Origin of the sequence: Marinobacter sp. (genome assembly GCF_048269445.1) — a bacterium.
GTDB lineage: Bacteria > Pseudomonadota > Gammaproteobacteria > Pseudomonadales > Oleiphilaceae > Marinobacter.
In genome coordinates this window covers 60625-78824 of the sequence record NZ_JBLXIQ010000004.1, presented here as the reverse complement: position 1 = coordinate 78824, position 18200 = coordinate 60625, and the positions used below count along the sequence as shown (strand labels likewise).

Annotated in this window: 19 protein-coding genes and 1 tRNA gene; 8 read left to right on the top strand and 12 right to left on the bottom strand. The window is 57.0% G+C overall.

The features are described from left to right. Nucleotides 1-293 precede the first annotated feature (293 nt). The 3 genes from ACN0XM_RS09400 to ACN0XM_RS09390 are packed head-to-tail and all read left to right on the top strand — an operon-like array spanning nt 294 to nt 2934. Nucleotides 294-1043, top strand: coding sequence for an electron transfer flavoprotein subunit beta/FixA family protein (locus ACN0XM_RS09400; protein ID WP_099616292.1), 750 nt, complete (start codon nt 294-296; stop codon nt 1041-1043). Further along, the gene (locus ACN0XM_RS09395; RefSeq protein ID WP_417566680.1) at nt 1044-1985 is read left to right on the top strand and encodes an electron transfer flavoprotein subunit alpha/FixB family protein; all 942 of its coding nucleotides are present in this window, start codon (nt 1044-1046) and stop codon (nt 1983-1985) included. Continuing rightward, nucleotides 1939-2934, top strand: a complete 996-nt coding sequence (locus ACN0XM_RS09390; RefSeq protein WP_417566679.1) for a putative RNA methyltransferase — start codon at nt 1939-1941, stop codon at nt 2932-2934. The genes ACN0XM_RS09395 and ACN0XM_RS09390 overlap by 47 nt, the downstream gene beginning before the upstream one ends. Before the next feature lie 163 nt (nt 2935-3097). On the opposite strand, the gene ACN0XM_RS09385 is transcribed toward ACN0XM_RS09390, so the two are convergent. The 3 genes from ACN0XM_RS09385 to ACN0XM_RS09375 form a co-directional block, all read right to left on the bottom strand. Then, nucleotides 3098-3484 carry a DUF3775 domain-containing protein gene (locus tag ACN0XM_RS09385; protein WP_417566678.1) on the bottom strand — a complete coding sequence of 129 codons (387 nt, stop codon included), beginning with the start codon at nt 3482-3484 and terminating at the stop codon, nt 3098-3100. A 111-nt stretch (nt 3485-3595) separates the two neighbouring features. After that, nucleotides 3596-4069, bottom strand: a complete 474-nt coding sequence (locus ACN0XM_RS09380) for a hypothetical protein (RefSeq protein WP_417566677.1) — start codon at nt 4067-4069, stop codon at nt 3596-3598. A gap of 12 nt (nt 4070-4081) precedes the next feature. Then, entirely contained in the window at nt 4082-4411 is a 330-nt protein-coding gene (locus tag ACN0XM_RS09375) for a hypothetical protein (protein WP_417566676.1), read from the bottom strand. Nucleotides 4412-4618: 207 nt separating this feature from the next. Here ACN0XM_RS09375 and ACN0XM_RS09370 point away from each other — a divergent pair, with 207 nt between their 5' ends. Together ACN0XM_RS09370 and ACN0XM_RS09365 are read left to right on the top strand one after the other, a co-directional pair. Beyond that, nucleotides 4619-5035 (top strand): hypothetical protein, encoded by a 417-nt coding sequence (locus ACN0XM_RS09370; protein ID WP_417566675.1) that lies wholly within the window; start codon nt 4619-4621, stop codon nt 5033-5035. A 34-nt stretch (nt 5036-5069) separates the two neighbouring features. After that, on the top strand, nt 5070-6311 hold the full coding sequence (locus ACN0XM_RS09365) for a saccharopine dehydrogenase family protein (RefSeq protein WP_417566674.1): 1242 nt from the start codon (nt 5070-5072) through the stop codon (nt 6309-6311). A 19-nt stretch (nt 6312-6330) separates the two neighbouring features. Here ACN0XM_RS09365 and cydC read toward each other — a convergent pair whose 3' ends face one another. Genes cydC through ACN0XM_RS09345 form a run of 4 tightly spaced genes read right to left on the bottom strand, consistent with a single transcriptional unit; the run spans nt 6331 to nt 12087 of the window. Further along, nucleotides 6331-7944: a thiol reductant ABC exporter subunit CydC gene (cydC, locus tag ACN0XM_RS09360; protein ID WP_417566673.1), complete on the bottom strand. Its 1614-nt coding sequence runs from the start codon at nt 7942-7944 to the stop codon at nt 6331-6333. After that, nucleotides 7937-9652 (bottom strand): thiol reductant ABC exporter subunit CydD, encoded by a 1716-nt coding sequence (gene cydD / locus ACN0XM_RS09355; RefSeq protein ID WP_417566672.1) that lies wholly within the window; start codon nt 9650-9652, stop codon nt 7937-7939. The genes cydC and cydD overlap by 8 nt, the downstream gene beginning before the upstream one ends. Beyond that, nucleotides 9653-10654, bottom strand: coding sequence for a cytochrome d ubiquinol oxidase subunit II (gene cydB / locus ACN0XM_RS09350; RefSeq protein WP_417566671.1), 1002 nt, complete (start codon nt 10652-10654; stop codon nt 9653-9655). A gap of 2 nt (nt 10655-10656) precedes the next feature. Beyond that, nucleotides 10657-12087: a cytochrome ubiquinol oxidase subunit I gene (locus tag ACN0XM_RS09345; protein WP_417566670.1), complete on the bottom strand. Its 1431-nt coding sequence runs from the start codon at nt 12085-12087 to the stop codon at nt 10657-10659. 184 nt (nt 12088-12271) lie between these two features. Here ACN0XM_RS09345 and ACN0XM_RS09340 point away from each other — a divergent pair, with 184 nt between their 5' ends. Further along, entirely contained in the window at nt 12272-12901 is a 630-nt protein-coding gene (locus ACN0XM_RS09340; protein ID WP_417566669.1) for a class I SAM-dependent methyltransferase, read from the top strand. 87 nt (nt 12902-12988) lie between these two features. Continuing rightward, nucleotides 12989-13075, top strand: a tRNA-Leu gene (locus ACN0XM_RS09335). On the opposite strand, the gene ACN0XM_RS09330 is transcribed toward ACN0XM_RS09335, so the two are convergent. Together ACN0XM_RS09330 and ACN0XM_RS09325 are read right to left on the bottom strand one after the other, a co-directional pair. Next, on the bottom strand, nt 13076-13879 hold the full coding sequence (locus ACN0XM_RS09330) for an enoyl-CoA hydratase-related protein (protein WP_417566668.1): 804 nt from the start codon (nt 13877-13879) through the stop codon (nt 13076-13078). Between the two features lie 53 nt (nt 13880-13932). Next, nucleotides 13933-14811, bottom strand: coding sequence for a DMT family transporter (locus ACN0XM_RS09325; RefSeq protein WP_417566667.1), 879 nt, complete (start codon nt 14809-14811; stop codon nt 13933-13935). A gap of 201 nt (nt 14812-15012) precedes the next feature. On the opposite strand from ACN0XM_RS09325, the gene ACN0XM_RS09320 reads away from it, so the two are divergent. After that, on the top strand, nt 15013-15804 hold the full coding sequence (locus tag ACN0XM_RS09320; RefSeq protein ID WP_417566666.1) for an enoyl-CoA hydratase: 792 nt from the start codon (nt 15013-15015) through the stop codon (nt 15802-15804). 12 nt (nt 15805-15816) lie between these two features. Here the strand turns inward: ACN0XM_RS09320 and ACN0XM_RS09315 are convergent, their stop codons facing one another. The 3 genes from ACN0XM_RS09315 to ACN0XM_RS09305 are packed head-to-tail and all read right to left on the bottom strand — an operon-like array spanning nt 15817 to nt 18041. After that, on the bottom strand, nt 15817-16317 hold the full coding sequence (locus tag ACN0XM_RS09315; RefSeq protein ID WP_417566665.1) for a DUF192 domain-containing protein: 501 nt from the start codon (nt 16315-16317) through the stop codon (nt 15817-15819). A 14-nt stretch (nt 16318-16331) separates the two neighbouring features. Next, the gene (locus tag ACN0XM_RS09310; protein ID WP_417566664.1) at nt 16332-17093 is read right to left on the bottom strand and encodes an ABC transporter permease; all 762 of its coding nucleotides are present in this window, start codon (nt 17091-17093) and stop codon (nt 16332-16334) included. A gap of 27 nt (nt 17094-17120) precedes the next feature. Next, nucleotides 17121-18041 carry an ABC transporter ATP-binding protein gene (locus ACN0XM_RS09305; RefSeq protein ID WP_417566663.1) on the bottom strand — a complete coding sequence of 307 codons (921 nt, stop codon included), beginning with the start codon at nt 18039-18041 and terminating at the stop codon, nt 17121-17123. Nucleotides 18042-18200 lie beyond the last annotated feature (159 nt).

Below are 18200 nucleotides of genomic sequence, written 5' to 3'. Positions count from 1 at the left end.
TAACAAAGGATACCGTATTTGAAGAATCAAACAAACGTTTGTTTGAAATCCGGCCTGACCTTTGGCATTGTAAGAGCACACTGAAACATCGTGTGTTTTGAGTCGAAATCTAGTATCGTCTCACTGCAATTCCCAGTCAATACCGGGAATTGGCTGAAACATCTGTCCTGACGCGTCGTTTAAGGCTATTGATTCTGCTGAGCGTTGCCTCCATCATTAGTGCGCATCGAATTTCGGCAGGCTTCGCGTGAGGACTGCAAGTCATAAACCCATCGTAGAAGAACGAGGAATCTATGAAGGTTCTGGTCGCTGTAAAACGAGTAATTGACTACAACGTAAAGGTGCGCGTCAAGCCGGACAATACCGGTGTTGATCTCGCCAACGTCAAGATGGCAATGAACCCGTTCTGCGAAATCGCTGTTGAAGAAGCGGTTCGCCTGAAAGAGAAGGGTGTTGCCAGTGAAATCGTGGTGGTTTCCATTGGCCCGAAAGCCTGCCAGGAGCAGATCCGTACTGCCCTTGCTTTGGGCGCGGACCGTGGCATCCACGTCGAGACCGACGAGGAGGTTCAGTCTCTCGAAGCGGCCAAGTTGCTGAAGGCTGTTGTTGAGAAGGAAGAGCCGAAGCTGGTCATTCTCGGCAAGCAGTCCATTGATTCCGATAACAACCAGACTGGCCAGATGCTGGCTGCGCTGACCGGAATGGGTCAGGGCACCTTCGCTTCCGAAGTGGTTGTTGAAGGCGACAAGGTTAACGTAACCCGCGAGGTAGATGGTGGTCTGATGACCCTTTCCCTGAACCTGCCGGCGGTTGTTACCACAGATCTGCGTCTTAACGAGCCGCGTTATGCTTCTCTGCCAAACATCATGAAGGCCAAGAAAAAGCCGCTGGACAACATGAGCCCGGCCGATCTGGGTGTCGACATCGCACCGCGTCTTTCCACTCTGAAGGTTGAGGCACCTGCTTCCCGTCAGGCGGGTGTGAAAGTGGCCGACGTTGCCGAGCTGGTTGATAAACTGAAGAACGAAGCGAAGGTGATCTGAATGAGCATCCTTGTAATTGCTGAACATGACAACAGCAGCCTGAAACAGGCTACCCTGAATGTTGTAGCGGCTGCCAAGGCCATCGGCGGAGACATCGACGTACTGGTTGCCGGTGAGAACTGTGGTGCCGTTGCGGAAGCAGCAGCCAAAGCCGAAGGCGTTAACAAGGTACTGGTTGCCGACAACGCTGCTTATGGCCACTTCCTTGGTGAGAACCTGGGTGAGCTGGTTGCCGAAGCGGGCAAGGGTTATAGCCACATCCTGGCCGCAGCCGGTACCACTGGCAAAGACTTCATGCCGCGCGTTGCTGCGCTGCTGGACGTTGCCCAGATTTCCGACATCATGCGCGTTGAGTCTGAAGATACCTTCGTTCGCCCGATTTATGCAGGTAATGCGATCGCGACTGTGAAGTCCAGCGACAGCATCAAGGTCATCACTGTGCGCCCGACGGCGTTCGATCCTGTGGCAGCCGAGGGTGGTTCCGCTGCCGTTGAACAGCTGGACGTGGTCAAGGACGCTGGTCTGTCTTCGTTCGTCAAGGAAGAACTGGCGAAGTCCGATCGTCCCGATCTGGCAAGCGCCGGTATCGTGATCTCCGGTGGCCGTGGCATGCAGAACGGCGACAACTTCAAGATGCTGGAGCAGATTGCCGATCTACTGGGTGCCGCTGTTGGTGCATCCCGTGCTGCTGTCGACGCCGGTTTTGTGCCGAACGACATGCAGGTTGGCCAGACCGGTAAGATTGTTGCGCCGCAACTGTACGTTGCTGTTGGTATCTCCGGTGCCATCCAGCACTTGGCGGGCATGTCCGACTCCAAGGTGATCGTTGCGATCAACAAGGATGAAGAGGCGCCGATCTTCCAGGTTGCCGATTATGGCCTGGTAGCGGACTTGTTTGAAGCAGTCCCGCAACTGGAAGAAGAGCTCAAGAAAGTTCTGTAACTTTCAGCATGGCTCTGAAAAAAGGCACCTTCGGGTGCCTTTTTTGGTGCCTGGCGATAAAATTAAACCCATCCATACTTCCATCAGATGTTCGGAAAACTCTGTCATGACCATCGTCCCTTTTGAAGCACTGGCTTGCCCGCTGGATGGCGGCCATTTGCAAGCTGTTGGCAAAAGCTGGTGTTGCGAAGCCGGACACAGCTTCGATGTTGCCCGGCAGGGTTACGTTCATCTGCTGCCGGTTCAGAACAAACGCTCAAAGGATCCGGGTGATAACAAACAGATGGTGGCGGCGCGCCAGAGGTTTCTTAACCAGGGGTTCTATCAACCCATAGCAGAAGCGGTAAACCAGGCACTACTGAGCGAATTACCCGACAAAGCCGCCGTCAATGTCTTGGATGCTGGCTGCGGCGACGGATATTATCTGCGGTTTCTGGCGAGTGCTGTGCAAGCCAATCGGGAGCTGGCGTTACTCGGCGTCGATATTTCCAAGTGGGCCGTGTTGGCTGCAGCAAAGCAGGATGGCCGTTCGAGCTGGGTGGTCGCAAGTAATGCCAATTTGCCAGTGCTTTCGGAAACACTTGACCGCGTTCTGTGTCTGTTTGGCTTTCCGGTTTACGGTGAATTTGCACGAGTTCTGAAGCCCGGAGGTCAAGTCGTCCAGGTCGATGCGGGCCCAGGGCATCTCCGGGAATTGCGCGAAGTTGTCTACCCGGAGCTGAAACCTCAGCGAGAGGAACGGAATAAAATTCCTGACGGTTTCCAGAAACTAGGTTCTGAGCGCATTCAGTACCTGTTTGAGCTTCACAACAAGGAACAGGTTGCAGATCTGCTGGCAATGACGCCGCACCTTTATCGAGCTGGAGCGGAAGGACTGGCCAGGGCCGCAGGACTCGAAAGCCTGTCAGTCTCCGTAGACGTCTTGCTTCAAAGGTTTGGGAAGGTCTGATCAGAGGCGATGGTTAACTGTTCCGTTTTCCCGAGCGCTTCAAACCGCTCGCGTTGTCTTGGCGAAAGCCGTTCTGGCACGTGAACGTGTATTGGTTCATTCAGGTCACCACATCCACTGCTGAGCCTGGATTCGAACTTGGAAAACAAACGTTCGTTCCCTTTTACTCGTTACAACTGTATCCATGCAGGGTCAAACCTTCTTCGAGGTAGTCGGGCAGAAGGGGGTGACCAATCAGATAGTCCGCTGTCGTTTCATTCCAGGCGTCCCTCGCATGGGAGAGGGTGGTTTTCCATTCATCCAGAGTGTAATCGCCACGTCCAAGCCATAGTAATCCCACCAATTGTTGTTGCTGGTCGGGATCAAGATCCGCTACCACGCTGCGGAATTCATCAAGTGTGGCGTCACCGGCATGGGCTGCCAGCATTTGAAGGTGCCAGTCTTCACTGGCATCGCCGGAGCTTGTTGGAATGACAACCTGCTCCTGGGCGTGGAATTCTCTTGCCAACTCGACAAGTCGGCAGACAGTGCTGGGGTTTACATCCAACATGACTTGCTCCTCCAATGAGGTCATATTATTGGCTATTTTATAGTCAGTTGTCTCCTGTAAATTTGATGCCCATCAACGAACCTAATCAATGTGAGGGCAGGGCTATCAACCTTAATGCTCATGGGGAGTTTTTCTGCTAACGGTCTGACGGGAAACAATTTGTTTTTCCGCTTTGCCGATAATGAGTGTATCCGCGAGAATGTGCAGCGCCCTGTTGGTGGTGCGCACGGTTCGATAGATCTTTTGGCTGGTCTCATCATGAGTATCCCGTGCCTTGCGCGCGGTCTCCCGGAACGCCTCATCGCGAGAGAATAGGTCGATCAAGCCGAACGTTGTATTGGAGATAGCCTTGTGCAGTTTTTCGACCGCGCTGGCACCGCCCGACACTGAATCCTCAAGGAGTCGGGCACGGTTACGGACCTCAAGAAGGTCCATTCGGCTCTTCTGCAGGGCACTGTGTGCGGCCAGCCGGCGTGAATTGAGGATCCGGACCTGCCGCCGGCAGACCAGCAGCTGGCAATAGGTGTAACACAGCCCACCCAAGGCGATAAAAAGAAGAGCTGATACAAGGCTCAGCGTGATCATAAATAAGCCCTCCTATCGGTACTCGATTTGCATTTCGACATCGATTTCCCGCTCCATAAGCTCTTCTTCCAACTCTTTCAGCACTTCCTGGTAAACCATCTTCCGGACCATCACCGGAAGTTTGTCTGCAAGCACCCGGGCGGAACGGGACTCCCGCTTGGCCAGGGCAATCGGATCCAGTATCCGCAGCGTAATAACCAGCTCCGGTTCTTGATCGGATTCTGCGATATGGTCATTCTCCAGCATCCGGGCGATCACTTTACGCTGCTCCAGCACCTGCCAGCAGACAAAGCCGCTGAACAGCAAAAGCAACACGCTCAGTACGGAAAGAAAGGTGATCAATTCGAACCTCCGGGGATCATTCTGTGCACTGCCTTCCAGTGTGCCCTACAGAGTGCGACAAACGATTGGCCGTGACGACGGATTTACCAGTTTCGGAGGGAAAGTAGAACCGCCGCTCAAAACTGCTAATATCGGTTGAAGTTGCACAATGAGCCACGCAGAATCAAAGAGTTAAGGCCGACTATTCATACTGACAGAGGATTGTTCATGGTTTGGTTCAAGGCGTTTGTAAGTGGTTTTTTCGCGACACTGGTCTTTCACCAGGGTCTGCTTGCACTGTTCTGGCTGGCAGGCATTGTGCCCATGGCACCATTCAACCTGTCACCGGCGCCACCGCTTGGTGTTCCTGCTGTTGTTTCCCTGGCCTTCTTCGGGGGCCTTTGGGGCATGGTGTTATGGCTTATTCTCGGGCGTCTGGCCGGGGTGAAGTTCTGGCTTGGTCATGTCATTGTAGGGGCAATAGGCCCGACCGCAGTCGCCATGCTGGTGGTATTTCCCCTGAAAGGGATTGATGTGTCTGCCCAGACCTGGGTTGGCGGGCTTCTTCTCAACGGTTTCTGGGGCCTCGGTGTTGCCGCGTTCATGCGCCTGATGGGCACAAAGGCGGCTGCCGGTCCCCGATAAATATCCAATGGATTTTTCTGATTAAGGAAGAGCAATGACTAAATCAGCAGAAACGACCTACGATCTCGTGGTGTTTGGTGCCACCAGTTTCGTTGGCCAGATTCTTACCCGTTACTTGCTCGACACCTACGGAGTGGGTCAGTCGATGAAATGGGCGATTGCCGGGCGTTCCGAGAGCAAACTGAACACACTGAAATCCGAACTCGGAGATACCGCAAACGATCTGCCGGTGATTCTGGCTGATGCCTCCGATGAGCCGGCTCTTCAGGCCATGTGCAAACAGACCCGGGTTATCATCTCCACCGTCGGCCCCTATGCGCTATACGGTGAACCGCTGGTTCAGGCCTGCGTGCGTACCGGAACCGACTACTGCGACCTGACCGGCGAAGTGCAGTGGATCCGTCAAATGGTGGAGCGCTACGAGGAAGAAGCCAAGTCCTCGGGCGCTCGCATCGTTCATTGTTGCGGTTTCGACTCCATCCCGTCGGATATGGGTGTCTGGTTCCTGCAGAACGAGGCTGAAAAAGTCTTCGGTGCGCCTTGCCTCGATGTCCGCATGCGAGTGAAGGTTGCCAAGGGAGAGTTCTCAGGCGGCACTGTGGCGTCGATGATGAACGTGGCGAAGGAAGCTGCGGCGGATCCGAAACTGCGCAAGGAACTGGCCAACCCGTTCTCCATCTGCCCGCCGGAGCACCGGTCGCAAGCCCGGCAGCCGAGCCTGAAGGGTGCGGAGTTCGACAGAACCTTCAATACCTGGCTGGCGCCGTTTGTGATGGGGGCCATCAATACCCGGGTGGTCCATCGCTCCAACGCCCTGCAAAATGCCCGGTATGGTAAGGAATTCACCTACGACGAAGCCATGATGACCGGCCGCGGGACCAAGGGGCGCCTGGCTGCTTATGCCATCACCGGTGGCCTGGCGGCATTCTTTACTGCTTCTGCCATCAAGCCGACCCGCTGGCTGGTGGAAAAGTTCGTGCCCCAGCCCGGCGAAGGCCCGAGCCCGGAAGCCCAGAAATCCGGATTCTACGATCTGCGCTTTGTGGGCCGCACCGGGGATGGCAAGACCATCATTACCAAGGTGACCGGCGATCAGGATCCGGGTTACGGTTCGACCGGCAAGATGCTAGGCGAGGCCGGCGTCTGCCTGGCATTCGACATCCCGGCAGATCAGCCAGGTGGTTTCTGGACCCCGGCTTCCTTGCTGGACGGTAAACTGATGGATCGGTTGACCAGCAAGGCTGGCCTGACCTTTGAGGTCATTGAAACCCGATAACCTCTTAGCCGGTAATGCTTCAACCTCTCAGATAAATCACGCGGTCGGTGTCCGGAAGGGCATCCGGCCCGTGAGCCAGACTGATTACCGTTTTCCCTTCCAGAATACCATCCATCCGTTTTGAAATCCGGGCCCGGGTGTCGGCATCCAGGCCAGTAAATGGCTCATCCAGAATCACCAATGGGGCAGGGTTCAACAACACCCGAGCAAGCGCGACCCGTCGAGCCTCACCACCAGACAGCCGGTTGCCCGCGTTGCCAAGCCAGGTATCAAGCTGATCCGGTTCCGAGGCGAAACGCTCTGCCAGTTCCACTAGCTCCAGGATGCGCCACAAGTCCGTATCACTGGCATTCGGGGAGCCCAGCAACAGGTTTGCCCTCAAGGTATCCTCAAACAGCACGGTTTTCTGGGTCAGATACACCCGATTGCGACACGCCAGCTTGCCTTGCGCGGGCAATAGTCCGGCAAAGGTATCCGCCAGCGAGGACTTGCCGCTCCCGGAGTGGCCAAGAATGCCAAGTCGCTCACCCGCCTGAACCTCAAGGTTGAAATTTTTGAACAATGGTACGTAACCGGCATGTTTTACCGTGATATTTTCTGCCAGAAGCGCTTTATTGGCCGGCAGCTCCACTGTACTGGCATCGGCCTTTGCTTCATTCCCACGACAATCCCGGTTCAGACGTTGGGCGGCCGCGACGGTGGCTCCCAGCTTGCCAAACGCATCCGGAAGCATGGCATAGACTTCCGCAATCCCGAGCAGGGCAATCGGTAACAAAACAAGTACCGGCCCGGACACCGCGCCGGTCTGGAACAGAGCAAAACCGGCCCAGAGCGCAAACACCGCCGAGAGATTGATCAGCAGGTGAGATCCGGCCAGGTGCCAGCCCACCCGGGTGTCCGCCCTGGACTGTTCAGAGGTTACCTGATGGGCCTGCCGCATCAGCCAGGCTGCGTGTTTGCCGGTCCTGCCCGCCGCGGTCAGTTCTGCAAATCCTTCAATGTGTTCGATTACAGCTGTTCGCAGCGCTTCCTGCCGATCGCTCTGCCGGGCGGCCAGGTGCCGTGTCCTCAAATAGACGCCAACCGTCGCGAGAGCCAGCGCCACCAGCAGTACCAGCCCCACCAGCAAGGCTGTTTGCATATCAAACAGCACCAATACCAGCACAACGACCAGAACCGTAACCAGGGCAGCAAGTGCTGTGGGTGCGATCAAACGAAGATACAGGGTGTCCAGGGCATCGACATCGCTGGTCAGCCTTGAAAGCCACTGGGCCCCGCTCAGCTCACCCCGTTGGCTGCGGCTGGCCAGGGCTAACCTCTGGAACAGTGCCACCCGGATGTCCGTCAACAGGCGCAACACAGTATCGTGGTTGTAAACCCGTTCGATATACCGGAACACCGTGCGGGACACCGCAAAAAACCGGATGGCACCGCCGGGCACATACAGATTGATGGTGGCGGCAACACCGGCGGCCAGCATCAATCCCACCAGCGCCGTTTCAGTAATAAACCAGCCGGAGACGGCGAGCAGGGCAATACCGGAAAGCAGCGTCGCGAGAATAAGAATTCCCCCAACGACCAGGCGGCCCGGGCGCCTGTAAATCAAATCGAGCCAGGGCTTGAGATCACGCATCGCGCACCTCTCCACCGGATACCAGCAACACTCGGCTGGCCAGAGTCAGTAACGCGTGGTGGTGGGTAGAGAAGATCAGGGTTTTACCTGCTACCGCCAGCTTGTGCAGGGCTTCCAGCACAAACACCTCGCTATCGGTGTCCAACCCGGCCGTGGGCTCATCCAGCAGAATCAGGTCGTAATCCGCCAGGAAGATTCGGGCCAGGCTAAGGCGCCGCGCCTGTCCGCCTGATAGCCCCTGGCCTTCTTCCGACACCGCGCTGTAGATGCCGTCTTTCCGGCGTTCCAGTAACGGGCCCAGGCCAACGTTGCGCAGGGCAGTGGCAATGGCAACATCGGAGGCATCCGGTGTCGTCAGCCGGAGGTTATCGGCCCAGGTCCCCTGGACCAGAAAGCCTTTTTGACCCAGCCAGCCAAACCGGAAACTGCCGGGGGACTCACCAAACAGCTGGATCCTGCCACTGTCTGGCGCTGTAAACCCGGCTAGAAGGTACAACAGGGTAGACTTGCCGCCGCCAGAGGGACCGGTAAGAGCAATCACTTCGCCCTTGCGGATCACCAAAGACAGATCGTGCAGCACGTCATGACCAGCCCGGAACGCCTTCGATACCGAATTCAGTTCAATAACATCCACACTGCCGGCCGTTTTCGCCAAGTCAGGCAGGCGATGGCTGTCCACCGGCATATTCAGTCGTTCCAGAATCTCCGCCCCGGCACCCATGGCAGCGGCACGATCATGATAATGCTGGGACAGGATGCGAAGAGGCTGGAAGAACTCCGGGGCGAGTAGCAGAATAAGCAGCCCGGAAAACAACGTCAGTTGATCAGAAGGGCCATAGGTGATGTAACCCAGTAGGCCAAAGCCGATGTAGATGGCGATCACGGCGATGGCCACAGAGGCAAAGAACTCCAACACCGCCGAGGACAGGAAGGCCACCCGAAGTGTTTTCATGGTGAGGCGCCGGAAATAGTCCGAGCGTTTGCGAATCAGCTCGGCGGCACCGGCGGTCTGGCCAAACAGCTGCAGGGTTGTCAACCCGCGAACCTTGTCCAGGAACTGACCGGAAAGCCGGCTGATGGTTTCGAAATGCTGCTGATTCAGCCTTTCCGCGCCCATTCCCACCAGAGCCATGAACAGCGGAATCAGGGGGGCGGAGAGCAACAGAAAAATCCCGGCCAGCCAGTCCAGCCAGAACACCAGAGTCAGGATCAGCATCGGCACAATGATCGAAAGGCCCAGTTGCGGAAGGAAGCGCGCAAAGTAGCCGTGCAGGGCCTCAACGTGATCTATCCATTCACGGGCCAGAGTACCCGCCGAAGACTGGCCCAGTTCGACCGGGCCGGTCGCCTGCCAGTGCCTGTAAATCTGGCGCCGTGCATCCCGGCCCACCTGCTCACTGCAACGTGCGGCGAGCCGGGCCTGAAAGCCCTGGCCGATGGCACGGACGACGATGGCCAGAATCAGGCCAAGGAAGAGGGGAGTCAGTTCCGCAACCGAAATTTCGCTAATCACACCCAGATGGATAATCCGGGCGAGAAGGACCATTTGAACAATCGTGGCAACACCAGCAACCGTCCCCGCCGCAACCGTGCCACGGATCCAAAGACGGTTGCCACGGGCCAGTTCCGAAAGCCACTGTTTGACAGCTTTCTGGTGGATGGCGGAGGAGGTCGTATCCCCGCCACCGTTAGCCCGTGGCTCAGCCACTTAGTGATAACCCTCACCGGCGCGAACCTTGCCCCGGAATACCCAGTAGGTCCAGGCGGTGTAGACAAGCACAATGGGGATCACGAACAACAGCCCCAGCAGCAGGAACAGCTGCGATTCGTAGGCGGAAGCGGCGTCCCAGAGGGTGTAATCCGGCGGAACCACGTAAGGCCAGCGGCTGACCACCAGACCAAGATAGGTGGTGATGAACAGTCCCATGGTGGCCACGAAGGGCATGCCCTCAAGCCGGTTGCGAACCGAACGGTAGATCTGGAAGGCGCAGAGCAATGTCAGCACCGGCAGGATCCAGATCACGGAGAGGTTCGAAAACCAGCGCTGCCGCACCATATCATCCACGAACGGCGTCCATACGCTGATAATGCCAAATACCACCAGTACCGCAGCGAGAAGTGGAAGGCTGATTTTATACGCCCACTCCTGCAGCCGACCCTCGGTTTTCAGGATCAGCCAGGTCGAACCCAGCAGGGCATAGCCTGCGAGCATGCCCAGGCCAGTCAGCACGGTGAACGGTGTCAGCCAGTCCAGGGCGTTACCTACGTAGACTCCGTTGGCGGTTTCAAAACCCTGAATGTAGGCACCCACCACGGCACCCTGAGCAAAGGAGGCGACGGTAGAGCCACCGGCAAAGGACCAGTTCCAGAGGTAGCGGGACGACCGGGCCTTGAATCGGAACTCGAATGCCACGCCCCGGAAAATCAGCCCGGCCAGCAGCAGGAACACGCCGATATAAAGCGCAGGCAGCAAGATCGAGTACACCAACGGGAAGGCTGCCAGAAGCCCCGCGCCACCGAGCACCAGCCAGGTCTCGTTACCATCCCACACCGGGGCCACCGAATTCATCATGGTGTCCCGGCTTTCCTCGTTGGGAGCAAAGGGGAAGAGAATGCCAACCCCAAGGTCAAACCCGTCCATCAGCACATACATGATGATGCCGAAGCCGATAATGAATGCCCAGATAAGGGGCAGATCAAAAAGTTCCATAATCAGTGACCTCCCTGGCTGGTCGGGTTGGTTGGCTTGTCACCGGTGTATTCAAACGGCACGTGGGCGGCAGAGAACGGTCGCGCCGGGCGTTCCGCTTCGTGCTCATGCTCATCAAGTTGGTCTTCAAGGCCGACGAACAGCACTCGCATCAGGTAATACACGCCAGCGGAGAACACCAAAGCGTACACAACGATATAGCCGATTAGTGTGAACAACGCCATGGCGCCGGTCAGCGACGGTGTAACCGCTTCTGCCTGGGTCATCATGCCGTATACCAGCCAGGGCGCGCGGCCAATCTCGGTAACGAACCATCCGCTGAGAACCGCGAGGAACGGCGCGATGCTCATAAAACGCATGCCTTGCAGGAACCAGCCAGTGCGCCAGTAACGGCCGCCGGCACGGAGAATCAGGCCAGTTACCGAAAAGGCAATCATCAGCAGCCCGAGGCCTACCATAATCCGGAACGACCAGAAAACGATGGCCACCGTAGGCTGCTCCTCAACCGGCACTTCATTCAGGCCAGGTACTTCGCCGTCCCACTCATGGGTGAGAATCAGGCTGGCCATACTGGGGATGCCGATCTCGAACAGGTTGGTCTGATTTTCCTGATCAGGAATAGCAAACAACAGCAGTGGCACGTTACGCGATGTTTCCCAGTTACCCTCCATGGCGGCCACCTTTGTGGGCTGGTGCTCCAGGGTATTCAGGCCGTGAAAATCACCCACAACCGCCTGGGTCGGGGCTAAAAACAGCAGCAGCCAAAGGCACATGGACAGCGCTTTGCGGTTTGCTTCGACTTCCCGGCCTTTCAACAGGTACCAGGAACTCACGCCGGCTACCACAAAGCTACCGGTCAGGAAGGAGGCCATCACCATATGGGTAAAGCGGTACGGGAAGGAGGGATTGAAGATCGCCTCGCTCCAGGACGTCACAAAGAACACACCGTCCCGGAATTCCGTGCCGGCAGGGGTATGCATCCAGCTGTTGGCGGACAGAATCCAGAAGGAAGAAATAAACGTGCCCGTTGCCACCATGATCGCCGCGAACAGGTGCACACCAGCTGGCACCTTGTCCCGGCCGAATAACAGCACACCCAGAAATGCTGCCTCAAGAAAGAAGGCCGTGATCACCTCATAACTCAGCATTGGCCCGAGGAAATTGGCAGAGGCCTGGGCAAAGTTGCTCCAGTTGGTACCGAACTGGAACGACATCACAATGCCGGACACCACCCCCATGCCGAACACCACTGCAAAGACTTTTGTCCAGAAGGCGGAGAGCTTCACCCACACAGGATTCTCGGTTTTGAAGGCCAGGCCCTCAAGCAATGCGATATAAGAAGCAAGGCCGATGGTAAACACCGGAAATATGGCGTGAAATGACACCACAAACGCGAACTGGATTCGCGATAGGATGAGAGGATCAAGTTCCATGGGAACCCTCCGGTAACGTACACTTCAAAACAAACGGACCCAGCGAACCCGTTCAGCCGCTGCCTGAGCTCATATTGTTGTGTTGTTATTACCGGCAGATAGTTGTCATGCTACTAAACATGACGACAAACGTGATAGGGCGGATTGTCGCACCCCTTGATTTAAAACAAGTATGGGGAAGCCAATGAGCTTTTACGAGAACCGGATACTGCCACACATCATAGACCGCGCCTGCTCCATGGGTCAGGTGATGAAACTGCGCAGCCAGGTAGTGCCACTGGCCAAAGGCCGGGTCCTGGAAGTGGGCATGGGCTCCGCGCTCAACATGGAGTTCTACAACCCTGACCAGGTTGAAATAGTCTATGGGCTGGAACCATCCGACGGCATGCGCCGCAAGGCCCAATCCAATCTGGCCCGATCTCCCATCAAAGTGGAATGGCTGGATCTGCCTGGCGAGAAGATTCCCCTCGAAGACCACTCGGTCGACAGCGTACTGCTCACCTTCACGCTATGCACCATCCCGGATTGGCACACCGCACTTCAGCAAATGTGGCGGGTACTCAAACCGGGCGGCGAGCTCCTGTTCCTCGAACACGGCGAATCCCCCCACCACACCACCCGGAAATGGCAACACCGAATCACACCCGGGTGGAAAAAGATTGCCGGTGGCTGCCACCTGAACCGACACATCGCCGACCTGATCAGCGACGCCGGCTTCGAAATACTGGAACTTGAAAACCTCTACCTTCCCAAGGCACCGAAAATCGCCGGGTATATCTACAAGGGCCGGGCGATCAAGCCCGTTGGGACCTGAACAGCAAGGCGAGAACAAAGTAGAATCCGAATTGCGTTAGCGTACGCGGCCTTATACAATTTCGCCCGTCCAAATCTCCCTCCGAATGCTCCGGTGGTGAAATTGGTAGACACAAGAGACTTAAAATCTCTCGACCGTTAGGTCGTGCCGGTTCGATTCCGGCCCGGAGCACCATTACTTCTTCGCCATAGCCTCCAGCATCCGATTGACCGCCTCCAGATGCTCCGGCTCGTTGTGGCACATCCCCTGGAAATTCGCACACACATCCAGAAAATCCTTCAGCTCCATTCGCGGTGCCATTTTCATCAGGCGCTTGGTCAGCCGTGTGGCTTTCGGCGGTTGACTGGCAATGCGGCTTGCCATGGTGTTTGCGGCGGTGAGCAGTTCGTCCGCCGGCACCACTTCCAGAACAATGCCCAGTTCTTTCGCTTCTGTTGCATCGATCACCCGACCGGTGAGGGTCAGTTCGAAGGCGCGTTGGTAGCCGATCAGGCGCTGCATAAACCAGGCGCCGCCGTCGCCGGGGATGATGCCGAGGTTGAGGAAGGTTTCGCCGAACTTCGCGTTTTCTGAGGCGATGCGGATGTCCGCCATGTTGGCCAGGTCGAAGCCTGCGCCGATGGCGGGCCCGTTTACGGCGGCGATGATGGGGACTTCCACGTTCTGCAGGGCCAGGGGGATTCGCTGGATGCCTTTGCGGTAGCGGTTCGCGCATTCGGCCACGTCGCCGGCAAAATCGCCGCTGCGGTTGGCCATATCCCGGATGTTGCCGCCGGCGCTGAAAGCGGAGCCGGCGCCGGTGATCACCAGCACCGAAACGTCGTCGCACTGGTTCACCCATTCTGCGGTGGTGACAATGTCTTCGATCAGGCTGGAGCCTGTGAGAGCGTTGCGCAGGTCGTGGCGGTTCAGGGTGAGTGTGGCTACCCGGTTTTCGAGGGTGAGCAGTGCATCGGTGAGTTTGGGTACGGTAGGCATTGTTGCGGTTCCTTGTGGTCGTTCAGCACGTATCTTCGCGCGCCGGAACCCGGTTAATCAACTGACAACCGCACCTTTCGATAGCGGCTCACTTCCGTCCAGCCATGCACGCCAAGGGCGGAGAACACGATTACCCCGCCGATCAGGCTGAGGCTTGGGGGAACTTCTCCGAGAAACAGCCAGACCAGGAACGAGCCCAGCACGGTTTCCAGCAATAACATGAGGCTGACTTCGGCCGCGGGAATGTAGCGCGGACCGATCTGGATCAGGATGCAAGCCGTGGGCAGGAACACCAGGCAGAGCAGGGCGATAAAGAAAAAGTCCCGGGATGAGGGCACCTGGGCCCCGCCCAGCAGGGCAGCCACAACCGCCAGTGCCAGAGCGCCGAACATCAGCATTACGCTCATATCACTTTCCGGTTTGGAGCGGGCCACGTTGAGGTTTGAGGCCAAAGCTGTCGCGGCAACCACGGCCATTATCAGACCCAGGGGGTCGCCTTTGCCGAATTCACCGACGGCCATGAGGGTAGCGCCCGAAACGCACACCAGGATTACGATCCAGGTTCTGAGGGGCAGGGTTTCTTTCCACACAGCCCAAGCGATTACCGCAGCAATCACCGGTGCGGTGTTCAGAATGACCAGCACATTGCCCGCGGCGGTGTTTTTCATCCCCACCACAAAGCCCAGGGTGCTAATGGCAAATGCGCCAGCACAGAAAAGTCCTTTACGGCCGCATTTGCGGATTTCGGGTACCAGGCCTGAACGGTATCTGGCCCAGCTGATCACAAAAAAGCTGATCGCCAGCAACAGCCCCCGCCAGAACAGGAAGACCACAGGGTCCACGGAGGTGATCTTCACCAGCAGCGCATCCGGGACGATAAAGAGTACGCCCAGAGCCGCGATGGTTAGTCCTTTGATTCGTGTTGTCTGCAAATCCGGGTCGCCTGTTCCGATGGTCTTGTTTGGCTTCTGGCAAGAGCCTATGGGCAGCAGGCAAGGATAACAACCTCAACGCCAGAAAGCTGAGCTTCCTACAAAAGTCCCTTCGACAGTTTAGTTGCCCTCGGCGATACTATTCTTCAAGTTGGGGGGGGGGAAGTAGTCGCTCAACATACGTTCAACAGGAGCGCACTTATGACAGAACAATCAGGACCGCTGGTCCAGAAGCACAGTGAACATGGAATCACCACGCTCACGCTGAACCAGCCGGAGCGACGCAACAGTCTGTCCATGGCCATGCTGGAGGCGCTGTCCGCAGAGTTGGAGGTGATTGCCTCGGACTCGAAAACCCGGGTTGTGGTGCTCGCTGCCAAAGGCAACGTGTTCTGCGCCGGGCATGATCTGCGGGAAGTTCGGGCCCAGTTCGATAGCCATGACTTTCAACTGAAACTGTTTAACCAGTGCAGCAAGGTGATGCAGCAGATCGTGAACCTGCCACGGCCGGTGATTGCCCGGGTAGCGGGCGTTGCAACTGCGGCGGGCTGTCAGTTGGTGGCCAGTTGCGATCTGGCGGTGGCGGGTGATACTGCACGGTTTGCCACGCCCGGGGTGAATATCGGGCTGTTCTGTTCCACACCGATGGTGGCGCTGTCGCGGAATGTGTCGCGTAAGCACGCCATGGAAATGTTGTTGACCGGTGAGCTGATCAGCGCGCCGAAGGCGGAGCGGCTGGGACTGGTTAACAAGGTAGTGGATGACCAGATTCTGGACGAGACTGTCTACAAGCTGGCCCGCACCATTGCCGATAAATCCGCCCACACCCTGAAGATTGGCAAGGAGGCATTCTACCGTCAGCTGGAGATGCCACTGGCGGATGCCTACGAGTACACCTCAGAGGTGATGGCGGAGAACATGATGGCGGACGATGCCCGGGAAGGTATCTGCGCCTTCCTGGAGAAGCGCAAGCCGGATTGGAAAGACAGCTGAACCAGGCCCGGCTTATTGTGCCGGGCAGTTTTCGACGCCAAGGTACAGACGATCGCCCCTCAGGATCTGGTGTTCCCGGAAGAACCCGGCGTTCATCTCCACGGCCTTGATGAAGGGCACGCCGGCGGGGTAACTGGGGCAGCCAGCACCGCTGGCTGAGGCGCAAGGCACCATCTGGCGGATAGCGCCAATCACGCCTTCTCCGTTCAGGTAGGCGATGTCCAGCGGAATCAGGGTTTTGTACATCCAGAAGCCATGGTCAGCGTCCCTGGGTTCGCGGTACTCGAACAACATGCCGGCACCCGGTGCCATTGAGGTGCGGCCCATCAGTCCCTTGCTGCGCTGCTCCGCAGTGCTGGCCACTTCCAGTTTTATGGGGATTGAGCCAGCCTCGGATACGAAACAGGCGTCAACCACTGGCAGACCTTCCTGGGGCGCGGCGACCCCGGAGGAGCAGCCATAGAATGCGAAACAGACTGAGAGAATCGCCCAGAACTTCAACATGTGGAGCATGTTATTTCGAGGGCTCAAGAGCGCAGCCGGTAGCCGGTTTTGAAAATCCACCAGATGCCCACCATACACGCCGTCAGGAACACCAGAGTCATACCTACACTGATGGCGATATGAACGTCCGACACACCGTAAAACGCCCAGCGGAAGCCGCTAATCAGGTACACCACGGGATTGAACAGGCTGATGGTTTGCCAGACCTCCGGCAGCATGTCGATGGAGTAAAAGGTGCCGCCCAGGAACACCAGGGGCGTTACGATCATCATCGGCACAATTTGCAGTTTCTCGAAGCCGTCGGCCCAGATGCCGATAATGAATCCGAACAGGCTGAAGGTAACGGATGTCAGCACCAGGAAGGAGAGCATCCAGAACGGGTGCAGTATGTCGTAATCCACAAAGAATCTCGCCGTTGCCAGAATAATCAGCCCCAGGATGACCGATTTGGTGGCGGCGGCGCCGACATAGCCAAGCACCACCTCCACGTAAGACACAGGCGCCGACAACACTTCATAAATGGTGCCGGAGAACTTGGGCATGTAGATGCCAAAGGAGGCGTTGGAGATGCTCTGCATCAGCAGGGAGAGCATTACCAGCCCGGGAATGATGTAGGCGCCGTAGGCGATGTTGTCGATGTCGCCCATGCGTGAGCCAATGGCCGAGCCGAAGACCACGAAATACAGGCAGGTGGAGATCACCGGTGAGAGCACACTCTGCATCACAGTACGCTTCATGCGGGCCATTTCAAAGTTGTAGATTGCGCGGATACCGTAAAGGTTCATGCCTTTCTCCAATGGGCCGGCGGGCGCTTATTCGTGCACCAGGCCGACAAAGATCTCTTCGAGGGAACTTTCCCGGGTTTGAAGGTCGCGGTACTCAATCCCCAGGTCGCCGAGTGTGCGAAGCAGCCTGGCCACGCCGGCCTGTTCCTGCTGGGAGTCGAAAGTGTAAATCAGTTCATAACCGTCTTCCGAAAGCTCTACCGGCTCCAGCGTGAGTTCACCAGGCATCTTATCCAGCCTCTGCTGCAACTGCAGGCGAAGCTCCTTCTTGCCCAGCTTGGTCATCAGTTGGGCTTTGTCTTCCACCAGGATGATTTCACCGTTCCGGATAACACCGATGCGATCCGCCATCTCCTCGGCTTCTTCGATGTAATGGGTAGTGAGGATGATGGTGACACCGTTTTCCCGTAGCTTGCGGACCATTTCCCACATGTCCCGCCGCAATTCGACGTCAACACCAGCGGTGGGCTCATCCAGAAAAAGAATCTGGGGCTCGTGGGAGAGTGCCTTGGCGATCATCACCCGGCGCTTCATGCCCCCGGAAAGCGACATGATCCGGTTGTTACGCTTGTCCCACAGGGATAGGTCTTTCAGCACCTTCTCGATGTGTGCCGGCTTCGGTGGCTTGCCAAACAGGCCCCGGCTGAAGGACACCGCATTCCAGACAGTCTCAAAGGAATCGGTATTCAGCTCCTGGGGCACAAGGCCGATGGTCTCCCGGGCCTTGCGGTAGTCTTTGACGATGTCATAACCGGCGGCTTTTACTTCACCGGAGGAAAGGTTAACGATGCCGCAAATAATGCTGATCAGCGTGGTTTTTCCGGCCCCATTGGGGCCGAGCAGGGCGAAGATCTCTCCACGCTTGATGTCCAGGTTGATGTCTTTAAGGGCCTGGAAGCCATCGCCATAAACCTTGCTCAGGTGCTTAACGGAAATATCCGGCTGCACGGGCGTGTCCTGTGGTCAGAATGGGTCAAATTGAAGGCGCCGTATTTTCTCATGACTGGCGCCAGTTTAGAAACCTTTGCCTTGGCAGGAGAAACCACCATAATGCCGGGCTGGTACATTCGGAGTGCCGTTATGTTACGCGGAATAGTCGTTGTGGGA